At 61.0% G+C, this 13,821-nt stretch carries 12 protein-coding genes; 8 read left to right on the top strand and 4 right to left on the bottom strand.

Going from position 1 to position 13,821, the window contains the following annotated elements; translation table 11 throughout:
• The first annotated feature begins 41 nt into the window (after positions 1–41).
• The 3 genes from rnhA to nudC all read left to right on the top strand — a co-directional run bounded on the left by rnhA (position 42) and on the right by nudC (position 2,245).
• The gene (rnhA, locus tag ACZYGA_RS06520) at positions 42–542 is read left to right on the top strand and encodes a ribonuclease HI (protein WP_240704129.1); all 501 of its coding nucleotides are present in this window, start codon (positions 42–44) and stop codon (positions 540–542) included.
• A gap of 156 nt (positions 543–698) precedes the next feature.
• Positions 699–1,472 carry a DNA polymerase III subunit epsilon gene (gene dnaQ, locus ACZYGA_RS06525; RefSeq protein ID WP_404625404.1) on the top strand — a complete coding sequence of 258 codons (774 nt, stop codon included), beginning with the start codon at positions 699–701 and terminating at the stop codon, positions 1,470–1,472.
• Complete coding sequence (gene nudC, locus ACZYGA_RS06530) at positions 1,472–2,245, top strand: NAD(+) diphosphatase (RefSeq protein ID WP_077376771.1); 774 nt, start codon at positions 1,472–1,474, stop codon at positions 2,243–2,245. The genes dnaQ and nudC overlap by 1 nt, the downstream gene beginning before the upstream one ends.
• 118 nt (positions 2,246–2,363) lie before the next feature.
• Here the strand turns inward: nudC and ACZYGA_RS06535 are convergent, their stop codons facing one another.
• Positions 2,364–2,681: an SCP2 sterol-binding domain-containing protein gene (locus tag ACZYGA_RS06535; protein WP_077376768.1), complete on the bottom strand. Its 318-nt coding sequence runs from the start codon at positions 2,679–2,681 to the stop codon at positions 2,364–2,366.
• Positions 2,682–3,010: 329 nt separating this feature from the next.
• Between ACZYGA_RS06535 and sohB the strand changes: the two genes are divergently transcribed.
• Positions 3,011–4,105, top strand: coding sequence for a protease SohB (gene sohB / locus ACZYGA_RS06540; RefSeq protein ID WP_404625406.1), 1,095 nt, complete (start codon positions 3,011–3,013; stop codon positions 4,103–4,105).
• Between the two features lie 263 nt (positions 4,106–4,368).
• On the opposite strand, the gene ACZYGA_RS06545 is transcribed toward sohB, so the two are convergent.
• Positions 4,369–4,683 carry an ArsR/SmtB family transcription factor gene (locus ACZYGA_RS06545; protein ID WP_077376763.1) on the bottom strand — a complete coding sequence of 105 codons (315 nt, stop codon included), beginning with the start codon at positions 4,681–4,683 and terminating at the stop codon, positions 4,369–4,371.
• Positions 4,684–5,190: 507 nt separating this feature from the next.
• Here ACZYGA_RS06545 and ACZYGA_RS06550 point away from each other — a divergent pair.
• Positions 5,191–7,161 carry an AMP-binding protein gene (locus tag ACZYGA_RS06550; RefSeq protein ID WP_479398654.1) on the top strand — a complete coding sequence of 657 codons (1,971 nt, stop codon included), beginning with the start codon at positions 5,191–5,193 and terminating at the stop codon, positions 7,159–7,161.
• A gap of 120 nt (positions 7,162–7,281) precedes the next feature.
• Here the strand turns inward: ACZYGA_RS06550 and ACZYGA_RS06555 are convergent, their stop codons facing one another.
• A complete protein-coding gene (locus tag ACZYGA_RS06555) occupies positions 7,282–8,883 on the bottom strand; it encodes a Na+/H+ antiporter NhaC family protein (RefSeq protein WP_404625410.1) in 1,602 nt (533 codons plus the stop codon).
• Positions 8,884–9,394: 511 nt separating this feature from the next.
• On the opposite strand from ACZYGA_RS06555, the gene ACZYGA_RS06560 reads away from it, so the two are divergent.
• From ACZYGA_RS06560 to ACZYGA_RS06570, 3 genes are all read left to right on the top strand, one after another.
• Complete coding sequence (locus ACZYGA_RS06560) at positions 9,395–10,846, top strand: alanine/glycine:cation symporter family protein (protein ID WP_404625412.1); 1,452 nt, start codon at positions 9,395–9,397, stop codon at positions 10,844–10,846.
• 233 nt (positions 10,847–11,079) lie between these two features.
• Positions 11,080–11,745, top strand: a complete 666-nt coding sequence (locus tag ACZYGA_RS06565) for a 7-cyano-7-deazaguanine/7-aminomethyl-7-deazaguanine transporter (protein WP_077376751.1) — start codon at positions 11,080–11,082, stop codon at positions 11,743–11,745.
• A gap of 76 nt (positions 11,746–11,821) precedes the next feature.
• Positions 11,822–12,829: a ParA family protein gene (locus ACZYGA_RS06570; RefSeq protein ID WP_404625414.1), complete on the top strand. Its 1,008-nt coding sequence runs from the start codon at positions 11,822–11,824 to the stop codon at positions 12,827–12,829.
• A gap of 82 nt (positions 12,830–12,911) precedes the next feature.
• Here ACZYGA_RS06570 and ACZYGA_RS06575 read toward each other — a convergent pair whose 3' ends face one another.
• Positions 12,912–13,736, bottom strand: coding sequence for an inositol monophosphatase family protein (locus ACZYGA_RS06575; RefSeq protein ID WP_404625415.1), 825 nt, complete (start codon positions 13,734–13,736; stop codon positions 12,912–12,914).
• Positions 13,737–13,821: the final 85 nt, after the last annotated feature.

A 13,821-nucleotide genomic window follows, 5' to 3' on the forward strand; every position in this document is an offset into this window, starting at 1 on the left:
TCATTGCCTGTGTCCTGTCCTTTCTCCAAGAGTGTTCCCCTGTGAGTCACAGTGTCTCCTCGTCCGATCTCGCCAATGATGCCTCCTCAGCCGCCCCCAGCCCTCGGGTGGTCATCCACACCGATGGTGCCTGCCGAGGAAATCCCGGCCCGGGAGGGTGGGGAGCCATTCTCGTCAGTGGCAAGCATCGCAAGGAACTCAAGGGCAGCGAACAGGACACCACCAACAATCGCATGGAGCTGATGGCCGCCATCGAGGCCCTGAAGGCGTTGACCCGGCGCTGTGACGTGGTGCTGTGGACGGACTCCGAATACGTCAAGAATGGCATCACCAAGTGGGTCCATGGCTGGGTCAAGCGCGGCTGGAAGACGGCTGCCAAGCAACCGGTCAAGAATGAGGCGCTGTGGAAGGCGTTGCTGGAACAGAGTCAGCGTCATGATATCGAGTGGCGCTGGGTCAAGGGTCACAGTGGCGACGAAGGCAATGAACGTGCCGATAGCCTTGCCAATGAAGCGATCGATGAGATGCAGTCACGCCGTTGAGCACGCGGCTACTGGCCCGGCAGCTCAGAGTCAGGTGCCACCGAGTCACAAACCTCAGCGTCAGAAGCACCAGCGTCGGATACATCAGGACCAGTGTCTTCAGAGCCAAGTTCACCCGGACCCGTTCACCAGGTCCCGTTCACCAAGAGGTCTGAGATGCGTCAGATTATTCTCGATACCGAAACGACCGGTATCGACCCGAAGGAAGGCCACCGTCTGATCGAGATCGGTGCGGTGGAGATGATCAATCGCCGTTTGACGGGGCGCACTTATCACCAGTACATCAATCCGGAACGATTGATCGATGAAGAGGCGATCGGCGTCCACGGCATCACCGATGAACGGGTAGCCAATGAGCCGGTCTTCGCGGACGTGGCGGATGCCTTCTGGGAGTTCATCAAGGGCGCCCAGCTCGTCATTCACAACGCGCCCTTTGACGTCGGCTTCATTGATCATGAATTCGGCCTGATCAATCCACGGCGTAGCCAGCCGTTGGGGCCGGTGGCGGAACACTGCGCGATCCTCGATACCCTGAAGCTCGCCCGCGAGAAGCACCCCGGTCAGCGCAACAACCTGGATGCGCTGTGCAAGCGCTACGATATCGACAATGGGCACCGCGTGCTGCACGGTGCCTTGCTGGATGCGGAGATCCTCGGCGACGTCTATCTGGCGATGACCGGCGGTCAGACGGCGCTCGGGCTGGACGACATAGACGATGGCGATGAGGGAGAGGGCGGCATTGTCGGGGTGCGTCGCCTTCGGGCGGACCGCCCGCGTCTGGTCACGCCCGGGCTCTCGGCGCTGGAGCTTAAGCGCCATGCTGCCTGGTGCGAGGAAATTCGTGCCAAGACAGAATGTGCCTTTGACAAGGTGGCGATCGACGCGCTGGGCAGCCTTGACGGCAGAGGCAACCCGGGAGGCGCTGTCTGATGCTGATACGTGATCTGTCACGAGTGAACCAGCGTCAGGGGTACCTGATTCGCATCGGGCGCGACGGGGTCGCCCCGGCGCCCGATGGCGGCATCATTCAACCGCCATGCGACTGGCCATCCGGCGCGATTGCACTGGGAGAGTGGCAGGGGGCGCCGATCGCCGTGCTTGGCGAGAATGGTTCTTCCGAGTGGCCAGGCGCTCGGCAATGGTTGCATTCACTGCCCAGAGAGCAGTTCCCGCTGCTCTCAAGTGCCCTGCAGGTGCTCAAGTGGGCGCGGGACCATCGTTTCTGTGGACGTTGTGGCAAGCGAATGAAACGTCTGGAACATGAGTTCGCGATGCACTGTACCGGCTGTCAGCATCGCAGCTATCCGCGGATCTCACCCTGCATCATCACGCTGATCACGCGTGGGCGTGAGTTGCTGCTGGCACGCAGTCCGCGTTTCGGGCCCGGCATGTACTCGACCCTGGCCGGTTTCATCGAAGCCGGGGAAAGCGCCGAGGAAGCGGTGAGGCGCGAGGTCCTGGAGGAGGTGGGTGTCGAGGTCGGGCGCGTGAGTTACTTCCAGAGCCAATCCTGGCCATTTCCTCACTCCTTCATGTTGGGATACTACGCCGAATATGCGGGCGGAGAGATCGCCATTGATGGCCATGAGATAGAGGATGCCCAGTGGTTCACACCTGAATCCTTGCCTGGCTTGCCGCCGAAGTTCTCGATCTCGCATGCCTTGATCGACAACTTCCTGCGCTCGGTGGCCAGCGGCCGCTGACGCCTGGCACTTCGGGCTGTCAATGAAAACGCCCCTGCCAATGGCAGGGGCGTTTTCATTGACGGTATCGCTCATCGAGCGATACCGATCAGCAGAGGTCGCATCCGCTGTTCTGCCGTCACTTGTTCGGGAAGAGAGAGGTCAGCTTGGTGGCCAGCATGATGTTGCCGGTCGCTTTCAGGCGGCCCGTCATGAAGGCCTGCATGCCGTCGACTTCGCCCTTCATCACGCCCTTGAGGGTATCACTGTCAGTGGACAACGTGACGGACGGGTCGTCGTGCTCCCCTTCGCCCACGTCCAGGGTGCCATCCTTGACGACCATGTAGTAGTCATCACTGTCGGTGATGTTGAACTGGAAGACGTCGTTCATGCCCTTGGCGGCGTCCGGGTTGAAGCGACTTTTCAGCATCTCGATGACGGCGTTAGCGTCTGCCATGGCATTATTCCTTTTCAATGGTGAAGGCTGGGAAAGTGGATATGGGGGTCAGCACTTTCAAGGCTGTGCATCAGACTATTTCAAACGATCGTTCCAATCAAGCGCCGAAGATGATCTCTTCCGTTGCAGCGGCCCTTGCGCTGACCGGATCAACCGGCGTTGTGCCACCCTGTCTCGCAGCGCCGTGCTCGCCTTGCAGAGAGGGTCATTTGCCCCCATGTAGCAGGAATCTCACAGCTGGCCTGGTGGCCGCTAAAGTCGTTGTCCGTCAGACAGATCCGTGCAGGTCGCGGTGTCCGACGACATCCATGTCGTTCAGGAGCAAGTGCATGCAATGGTTATCGGAATATGGCCTCTTTCTCGCCGAGGCAGTCACGGTGGTGGTGGCCATTGGGGCAATCATCCTCATGATCGTGCGTGCCCGTCACGGGGACAGTGTTGAGCGCGAGGCTCGCCTCAAGATTCGCCCCTGGCATGAGCGCATGCAGCACCTCCAGCGGGAATTGGGGCAGGCCGGGTTGGAAGATGCCGAGCGCACCGCCAGTGCCAAGGCACGCGCCAAGAAGGAGAAGCAGGAGGCCAAGTCTCTTAAGAAGGCGCTCAAGGCCAAGGCGAAGCGCAAGCCTTCAGATGACGTTCAGGATCAGGACTCCACTGCCGGGCGTCGGGTGTTCGTGCTCGATTTCGTCGGCGATATCAAGGCGACGGGAGTGGAAAGCCTCGCCGAGCAGGTCACCGCGCTGGAAGGCGTGCTGACCGACAAGGATGAAGTGGTACTGCGACTGGAGTCTGGTGGTGGCCTGGTGCACGCCTACGGTCTGGCCGCCGCACAGCTGGATCGTCTGCGTGCGGCAGGAGCGCGTCTGACGATTACCGTCGACAAGGTGGCCGCGAGTGGCGGGTACATGATGGCGTGTGCCGCTGATCACGTCGTGGCGGCGCCGTTTGCCGTGATAGGGTCCATCGGCGTCGTAGCACAGGTGCCCAATGTGCACCGTCTTCTCAAGAAGCACGATGTCGATGTGGAGATCCTGACGGCTGGGCGTTACAAGCGAACGCTGACGATGCTGGGGGAGAATACGGAAGAAGGGCGTGAAAAGTTCCTGTCTGACCTGGCACGCACCCATGATCTGTTCAAGCAGCACGTCGGTAGCCGTCGTCCGCAACTGGATGTGGAGGCCGTGTCACAAGGGGACATCTGGTATGGCAGCGAGGCGATCGCGATCGGTCTGATCGATGAGGTGGGCACAAGTCAGGCGCTGCTGGCCGGCTATCTCAAGCAGGATCTCAAGATATTTGAAGTCAGTCTTGAAAAGCCGCGTCGCATGATGGATCGATTCGGGAAGGGGATGACGCTGAGTCTGGATCGTGTGCTTGACCGCGTGCTGGAGCGCAATGTCGAGTCACGCTGGCAGCAGCACTGAGACCTTCGCGAATCGAGACCTGCGGAAAACAGGATCTGCGCGAATCGTGATCTGCAGGCGCCAGGCTCTGCACGAATGCAAGTCTGTGGGCAATGGCGGCCATTCCCTGGCCATCCGTCAAACGAGGAGTGAGGGAGGTGCGAGAGACCTGGTGATGTTGCGGGTCTGGCTCAGCCTGGTCATGGCATCGCGTCGCGACATGGCGTGACCGGATGATCCGATGGCTTCCCTCAAGGGCGTCAGTCTTCGACTGGCGCCCTTTTTCAGCGATAGAGTTGTTGAAGCGTGCGGATCACGCCTGCAGCGTTCGGGCCCAGCAGTGAGTAGTAGATGGTCTGTGACGCCCGGCGAGTCCGCACCATGCCTTCGCGACGCAGAATGGCCAGATGCTGCGACAGGGCTGACTGGGAAAGTTCGAGACGTGAATTCAGTTCACTGACCGACATTTCGCTTTCACTGAGCAGGCAGAGAATTCGCAAGCGATTTTCATTGCCCATTGCCTTCAACAGGGCAGTGGCTTCCTCGATCACGCGATCACCTGCCTGGTGTAACGTGATGACATCATCTTGCGCAGGCATGGCGGGTTTCCTCGCGGTTGAGACCTTGGCATTCATTGGTGAGCTCCGGTGCTGTCTGGGGGATTCCATCATCAGATTGGCCGTCCTTGTGGTGTCAGGCATGAAGTATCCTTGTTTTAGTGAATCATCAATAACTCCGCGTGCTACGTCCAAGGCAATATTAAACGATAAATCATCGAGGGTGGTCTGATCAGGGGTGGACTTTTCCTTTTCCTGACGCTGGTCGACATACGGTAGTTCGTTTCACTGCGTGTCGATGACGTCATACGACAAACTGACCAGAGTTGGATGCCTCATCTGACATTCACACGGTCGGGTTTTGGCCTAAGGTTCTGATAGTGCGCAAGCGCGTCACCTGCCATCAGCGTGGTGGGACACTTGGGGTCGCCAGCTGCCGGCATCTTCCAGGCGCAGTCCCCGAGTCGAAGGCGCGTAAGACGTGATACTGCTTTCTGATGGCAACGCCATGCCATGAACCCCGTGCCAGCATCGTCAACGAGGTAAGCCATGCCTGAGACCGCCAAGCGATCCGCACGCGAGCACTACGAATCACTTGTCTCGCGTGCCAATCAAGCGCCAGAGGACTTCTGGGCTGAGCAGGCCAGGCGCATCGTCTGGTTCCGTGATCCAGCGACCATCCTGGCCTGGGATGCCCAGGAGCACGCCCGTTGGTTCATTGATGGCGAGATGAATATCTGTCATGCCGCGCTGGATCATCACGTGGCCAATGGCCGCGGGGATCAGGTGGCGCTCTACTGGGACTCTCCCGTCACTGACAGCAAGTGCCAGTACACCTATCGAGAGCTTCGCGACGAAGTGGCCAGGCTGGCGGGTGCCCTGCGTGACAAGGGCGTCGAGAAGGGTGATCGCGTGATCATCTACATGCCGATGGTGGCGGAGGCCGCGATGGCGATGCTGGCCTGCGCACGCCTGGGGGCGGTGCATTCCGTGGTCTTCGGAGGATTCTCCCCCAAGGAGCTGGCCGTACGGATCGATGATGCGACGCCCAAGGTCATCCTGGCGGCCTCCTGTGGCATCGAGGTCGACCGTGTCATTCCCTACAAGCCGTGGCTGGATGAGGCGATCGAACTTGCGACGCATACGCCAGAGGCCTGCCTGATCCTGCAACGTGAGCAGCAACGAGCCACCCTGGGGCCGCGAGACCACGATTGGCAGGAATGTCTGGCGCATGCCCAGGCCACGGAAGTGGTCAGCATGCTGGGAAGCGAGCCGCTCTATATCCTCTATACCTCAGGCACCACCGGGACGCCCAAGGGCGTGGTGCGCGATCACGCCGGCTACGCCGTGGCACTGCATTATTCCATGGAAATTCTCTACGGGACCCGCCCGGGGGACACCTTCATGGCAGCCTCCGATATAGGCTGGGTCGTTGGGCATTCCTATATCGTCTATGGCCCGTTGCTGATGGGAGCCTCGACGGTCATGTATGAAGGCAAGCCGGTCAGGACGCCGGATGCCGGGGCCTTCTGGCGCTTGATCGAGGAGTATCGGATCAACTGCTTCTTCACGGCACCGACCGCCTTCAGAGCCATCAAGAAGGAAGACCCCGACGCCAGCCTGATGGCCTGGCGTGACCTGTCCAGTCTGCGCAGCCTGTTCCTGGCGGGGGAGCGACTCGATCCTCCCACCTATCATTGGTTGAATGACCTGCTGCCAGTGCCGATCGTGGATCACTGGTGGCAGACGGAAACCGGCTGGCCGGTCGCGGGAAATCTGCTCGGTCTCGACATGATCACTCGGCAGGCGAGTGGTCCCCGAGCGCCGGTCGAGGCACGCGCGGGCAGTGCGACCTGGCCGTTGCCCGGTTTCAATGTGCAGGTGCTCGATGGTCTGGGGGATGAGGTCGAACCCGGAGTGCAGGGCAACGTGGTCATTCAGCAGCCGCTGCCGCCCGGGTGTCTCACGGGGCTCTATCACAATCCCGCGCGTTTCCACGCCGCCTACCTGGCGGCGTACCCCGGCTACTATCTGACGGGAGACGGCGGCTATCTTGACGAGGACGGCTACCTCTTCGTGATGGGGCGCATCGATGATGTCATCAATGTGGCAGGGCATCGCCTGTCCACCGGGGAAATGGAACAGGTCCTCGGCTCACACGAGGCAGTGGCGGAATGTGCGGTGATCGGCATCGAGGATTCGCTCAAGGGCGAGATGCCGCTGGGACTGGTGATCATCAAGGATGCCTGGCGCGGTGACGAATCTGCTCTTCGTCAGGCGCTGGCGCAGCGTGTGCGCGATGAGATAGGGGCGATCGCCTCGCTCAAGGACGTACTGATCGTCGAGCGGCTGCCTAAGACACGCTCCGGCAAGATTCTGCGCAAGATGATCCGTCAGATCGCCGCGGGAGAGCAGTACCAGATTCCCTCGACCATCGATGACCCGGCGAGTCTGGAGGATGTGCGTGAGGCATTGAGCGAGGCAGGCGTCGGTCTGGCCGGGCAGGCGCGCAGTGCTTGAGTGACGTGAGCATTGCCGGTGAGTGAACGCTTGGGCGCAGATCGCGCCTGCCGCAAACACAAGGCCCCCGTCATGAATCATGGCGGGGGCCTTGTGTTCTTGCGTGGAGCGATCAGTCCATCAGGTGCGTGCGACCACGGGGTTGGCGCGTTCCCGACGGGCAAGCCAGGCGATGCTGACGACCAGCAGCCCTGCCAGACTCAGCCAGCCGAACAGCGTGCTGTCGGTCAGGCCCATCACCAGGTACGCCAGCAACGAGATGCAGGCGCCCAGCAGCGCGTAGGGCAACTGGGTCATGACGTGATCGATGTGATGGCAGCTCGCGCCCGTCGAGGACAGGATGGTGGTGTCGGAAATCGGTGAGCAGTGGTCACCGAAGACCGAGCCCGCCAGTACGGCACCCATCATCGGCAGCATCATCGCGATCTCGGTGGCTGCCGCCATGTCTCCGGCGATCGGCAGCATGATGCCAAAGGTGCCCCAGCTGGTGCCGGTGGCGAAGGCCATCAGACCGGACAGCACGAACAGCAACATCGGAAGCCAGGTGGGGGAGACCACGCCATCCACCAGCGTCGCCAGGTATTCGCCCGTGCCGAGTGAGCCGATGATGCCGGTCAGCATCCAGGCGAACACCAGGATATAGACGGCCGGCAGCATCGAGCGCGCGCCCTGGACGATGGCACCGATGCTGCGGCCAGTGCCCATGCGGTGACGCAGCAGCATCATCACGGCGGCGAGCAGGCCGATGGCACCGCCGATGATCAGCGATCCTGCGACATCGGTCAGTTCGAAGGCACGCACCAGGCCGAATGCCTCACCCTTGGCGGCAAGCGCACTGGCGCCGGTCTGCACGATCATGAAGAAGGTGGCGATCACCAGCACGATGATCGGAATCAGCAGATCCACGGGGCGGCCACATTCCGACTCTTTGACATGGGGGTTGCCGGGAGGATTGCCACGGCTGGCGTCAAATAGCTCGCCATCACGCGCGGCGATGGCATGCCGGCGCATGGCACCGAAGTTGATGTCGAACCAGGCCGAGGCGATCACCAGCACCAGCGCCGCAATCGCGTAATAGTTGAGCGCGGAAAGCTCCAGGAAGGCACCGAAGGGGCTGACATCGGTGATGTGGTGCGTGGCCAGGATTCCGGCGATCAAACTGATGATGTAGGCACCCCAGCTGGAGATGGGGGTCAGCACGCATACCGGTGCGGCGGTGGAGTCGATCAGATAGGCCAGACGAGCCCGCGACAGGCCCTGGCGATCCGTCAGGGGGCGGCAGATGTTGCCGACCGCCAGGCTGTTGAAGTAGTCATCGATGAAGATGAAGACTCCCAGCAGGACGGTCATCAGCTGCGAGCCGCGACGGGTAGTGACCCGTTCACGCGCCCAGTTGCCGAAGGCGCGCGTGCCGCCGGCCAGAGTGATGACACCGACCATCGCCCCGAGAGCGAGCAGAAACAGCAGGATATAGACATTCCAGCTGTTGAGCGTGACATCGGCCAGTTGACCGCTGTCCGGCAGCTCGACGAAAACCGCGACCAGCTGGCGCCATAGATAATCCAGCGTGGTGAGCGGTGAGAAATCATTCAGCAGCAGAGCGCCAGAGACAATACCCAGCCCAAGGGAGAGCATGACGCGACGTGTCAGTATTGCGAGGCCGATGGCTATGATCGGGGCGAGCAGCGAAAGCGGGGACGCCGCGTAGCTGGTCAGTTCCATGTATCACCTGTTTTCAAAGGCAGGCGCCGGGACAATGCGCGCTGCCGGGTGCCGTAATGGCTGTTAGGGTGCGTGGGCGTCAGGGAAGAGCACCGTCCTGATGTGGCGCATCCGACCGGCCGCAGTCGTGGTGTCGCAACTGGGGGAGGGCGTCGCTGATGCGCCGAACACGTCCTGCAGGATCAGGCTGACCGATGCCTGCAGGTGGGAAGGGGGCGCATTATGCCCGAGAGGATCAGACAGCGAAACATTGCCTTGTGCATCTAAAGTCTAGGATGCAGTGAAAAAGACCGACATTTCGCCGGTTCCCCACTAGAGTCCCGCTGTGAAACGCCAATGTTCAGTATGCTCTTCTTGCTAATCCGTGTCGGATATGAAGAATGGCGCTCACCAAAGCATGTCGAGCAACCCTTTCGTAGTGGTTGCTCGCTGCCAGCGGCAGGAAGGCCATGGCTTTTCACGCCGCCTGGCAGCGTCGACAAGATCAAAAACCCGCCAAAGCGAGACCGACATGTCGGAAACAACGTCCATCATTCCAGCGCCGATTCTGGCGTTGATCGATGCAGGCAATGGCCTGCTGTGGGGCAGCGTATTGATCTACCTGCTCATCGGAGCGGGTCTTTTCTTCACGGTCATGACCAAGGGCATCCAGTTCCGCTACTTCGGCCACATGTGGAAACTGCTGGCCACCTCACGTCAGGGTAGCGAAGGCGGGATCTCCTCCTTCCAGGCGCTGGCCACCTCCCTGGCGGCACGTGTCGGTACCGGTAACCTGGCCGGTGTCGCCGTGGCGATTTCCCTGGGTGGCCCGGGTGCCATCTTCTGGATGTGGATGACGGCACTGGTGGGCATGTCCACCAGTTTCATCGAGTCCACCCTGGCCCAGGCCTACAAGGTGTCACACGATGACAATACCTTCCGTGGTGGCCCGGCCTACTACATCGAGAAGGGCCTGGGACAGCGCTGGATGGCGATCCTGTTCTCCGTGTGTCTGATCATCGCCTTCGGTCTGGCCTTCAACTCCGTGCAGTCCAACTCCATCGCGCTGGCCATGGAGCAGGCCTTCAGCGTGCCGCCGTGGATCATGGGCGTGATTCTGGTCGTGGTGATGGTGCCGATCATCTTCGGTGGCATGAAGCGCATCACGCGGACCGCCGAGCTGATCGTGCCGATCATGGCGCTGCTCTATCTGCTGCTGGCCATATTCGTCGTGGCGATCAACATCACCGAGCTTCCGGCGGCACTGGGCACCATCTTCCGCAGCGCCTTCGGTCTTGAGCAGGCAGCAGGTGGTGCGCTCGGCTACACCATCGCGCAGGCGATGATGAACGGCATCAAGCGCGGCCTGTTCTCCAACGAAGCCGGTATGGGCTCTGCGCCGAATGCCGCGGCGATGGCAACCACCCGGCACCCGGCTTCCCAGGGCTTCGTCCAGATGCTGGGCGTCTTCATCGATACCCTGGTCATCTGCACCGCAACCGCTGCCATCATCATCATGAGCGGCACGCTGGGCAACGATGGCGGCAAGGATGGTATCCAGATCACCCAGGCGGCGTTGACCTCGCAGGTCGGCAGCTGGGGGGGTGGCTTCGTGGCGATCGCCATTCTGCTGTTCGCCTTCACCTCGCTGGTGGCGAACTACTCTTATGGCGAGTCCAACATCGAGTACATCTCGGGCAAGAAGAACGCCAAGCCGGTCATCATGATCTATCGCTTTGCGGTGCTGGGCATGGTGATGCTGGGCGCAGTCGCCAGTCTCAAGAACATCTGGAACTTCGCTGACCTGTCGATGGGGGCGATGGCGCTGATCAACCTGATCGCCATCCTGCTGCTGTCGCCGCTGGCCTTCCGGATCTTCAAGGACTACGACCGTCAGCACAAGGCCGGTCAGGAGCCGACCTTCGACCCCGAGAAGTTCCCGGAGCTCAAGGGCAAGGTCGACCCCGCCATCTGGAAGAAATGAGCGTCACCCATGAAAGCCCGCGGTGCGGAATGAGGCGTCCACCTCTCCCTGACCGCCCGGTCAGAATCTCCGTGAGTTGACATGCCAATGGCCGCGCATCGTGATACGATGCGCGGCCATTCTGGTTCTCGACGGCGAGATATCGCGCGAGATACCGTCAATCGTCAGCTGTTATGCCGTCTGTCAGGGTTCCCTCACCCCTGCTGTTGGCCTGGAACCAAAAAGGACCTCAGATGCTCCTCCTCACCGCGAGTCAATCGCGTCGTGCGCTCGTCGCACTGTCCCTGTTTCATATCCTGATCATCACGGCCAGCAACTACCTGGTGCAGTTGCCGATGACACTGTTCGGCTTCCATACCACCTGGGGTGCCTTCAGCTTCCCGTTCATCTTCCTGGCCACTGACCTGACCGTCCGGCTGTTCGGCAAGGTACATGCTCGCCGCATCATCGCGCTGGTCATGCTGCCGGCATTGCTGGTCAGCTACATGATCTCGGTGATCTTCCATGGCGGCAGCCTTGCCGGGATCGAGGCGTTGGGCGAGTTCAATCTGGTCGTGGCACGCATTGCGCTGGCGAGCTTCATCGCCTATGTGATCGGCCAGCTGTTGGATATTCAGGTCTTTGATCGTCTGCGTCGCAATGCTCACTGGTGGGTCGCGCCCATGGCATCGACGCTCTTCGGCAATCTCGCCGATACCTTCGCCTTCTTTTCGGTGGCATTTCGCAATGGCCCGGACGTCTTCATGGCGGCACATTGGGTCGAGATCGCCTGGGTGGACTACGCCATCAAGTTGATCATTTCGCTGCTGCTCTTCCTCCCGATGTACGGTCTGTTGCTTGGCTGGTTGACGCGTCAACTGCTGGCGAGAGGCTTCATCGCCGGGCGTGAAGGCGCCTGATCAGTCCGACATCTCCCTGTACTCGAATTGCCGCCACGATGTGGTAGCCTTGAGAAAAACAGGGAGTTGATCTGCAATGAAAATCGCGGCGGTGTACAGCATCAAGGGCGGTGTCGGCAAGACGGCTTCTGCCATCAACCTCGCGTATGTCGCTGCCAACAGTGGTCTCAGAGTGCTGTTGTGGGATCTGGACCCTCAAGCCGCCGCGACTTTCTATGTGCGGACCAAGCCCAAGCTCAAGGGCGGCGTCGAGAAGCTGATCAGCGGCAAGCAGAACCTGTCACGCGTGATCCGGGCGACCGACTATCGCAATCTGGATGTCCTGCCGGCCGAGTTCTCCTATCGCAATCTCGATCACATTCTCGAGGAAGAGAAGCGCTCTCGCCTGCGCAAGGTGTTGAAGCCGGTGCGTGACGATTACGACCTCGTCATCCTGGATTGCCCCCCGAGTATCTCGACCCTCTCCGAGCAGGTCTTCGCGGCCGCTGATACGCTGCTGGTCCCGATGATTCCGACGGTGTTGTCACTGCGCACGCTGGAGCAGCTCAATGCCTATCTGGCCGAGATCGATCTCGATGTGCCTGTCTGGCCATTCTTCACGCTGGTCGATCGTCGCAAGACCTTGCACAAGGATGTGATAGAGTCCCTCAAGCAGGACCATCCGCTGCAGCTCAGTGGGCATATTCCTTACTCCAGCATCGTCGAGCGCATGGGAATCGAGCGCAAGCCGGTGCCGGTCTTCTCGCGCAACAGTGCTCCGGCGGCAAGCTACCGAGAGTTGTGGAAGGAAATCGGCCAGCGTCTCGGGCTGCTCAAGGAGCCGGCAGCTGGTGAGGGGAAGGCAGACGCAGACGCGAGCATGCCTGAGACGAGCACGACCGCTGGCACGTCCACTGCCAATCAGTCCGCTCAGCCCTCGGACAAGCCGGAGGTCAGCACCGACTCCAAGGCCAGGACAGCCAAGTCGTCCACCGCGAAATCGTCTGGCAAGCCCTCTGGCAAGCCTTCTGACAAGTCTTCCGGCAAGCCCTCTGGGAAGTCGGGAGCCAAGCGCAGCAAGAAGGGCGGCAACCTCGGCGATTGATGCCCAGCGTCTCGCTGAGGGACGCCCACAATGCAAGAAGCCCCGCACTGGCGGGGCTTCTTGCATTGTGGGGGAGGGTGACTCAAAGCCCGGGCAGGCCGGAACTGGCATCGGCATCTTCCAGCAGGCGCTTGAGCGGTGCATGCAGGGCCGGTGAAGCTACCACGATATTCTCGCCATACAGCTCCTCGGGGATGCCGTCCGGGCAACGATAGAGGTGACCGGTACGTGCGCCGGCTTCGCGGGCAATCAGCAGGCCCGCCGCAAAGTCCCAGGGAGAGACGCTCTCATAGTAGGCATCCAGGCGGCCGCAGGCGACATCGCAAAGATCCAGCGCGGCGCTGCCATTGCGCCGGACATCCTGACATACCAGCAACATGGCGGAGAGACGTTTGAGCAGGGGAGGACGGCTGTCCCGGTTATAGGGGAAGCCGGTCGCGACCAGTGCGCGGCTCATGTCTTCGGTCTCGCTGACCGTGATGCTCTCGCCATTCATCCAGGCTCCCTTGCCGCGAATGGCGGTGAAGGTCTCGCCGAGGAAGGGCGCGTGAACCACTCCCATCTGGATCTTGCCACGCTCGCACCAGGCGATGGAGACGGCCACATGGCGCAGCCCGTGAGCAAAGTTGACGGTGCCGTCGATGGGGTCGATCACCCACAGGCCTCCCTTGGTGCCGATGACGTCGCGCTCGGGCGATAGCTCCTCGGTCAGGCGTGCATCTTCAGGGAATTCGGCCTCGAGCGCCTCGGCAAGGAAGGTGTCGATCGCCACATCGATGTCCGTGACCAGCTCATCGCCTTTCTTGTAGTGGTGCGCGAACCCTTGCTCCTCGCGCGCTTTCACCATGCGTTCTCCCGCGTCTCTGGCCAATTGCATTGCACGTTCCAGGCGTTGTTCCAGCGTCATGTGGCTCTCCAGCAGCGATGATCAGGTCAGATGAGTTGACGCTCATCCCTCCGGTGACCTCCTGTATAACAGACTCATTTGGTGA

This window comes from Cobetia sp. BL01, assembly GCF_056493605.1.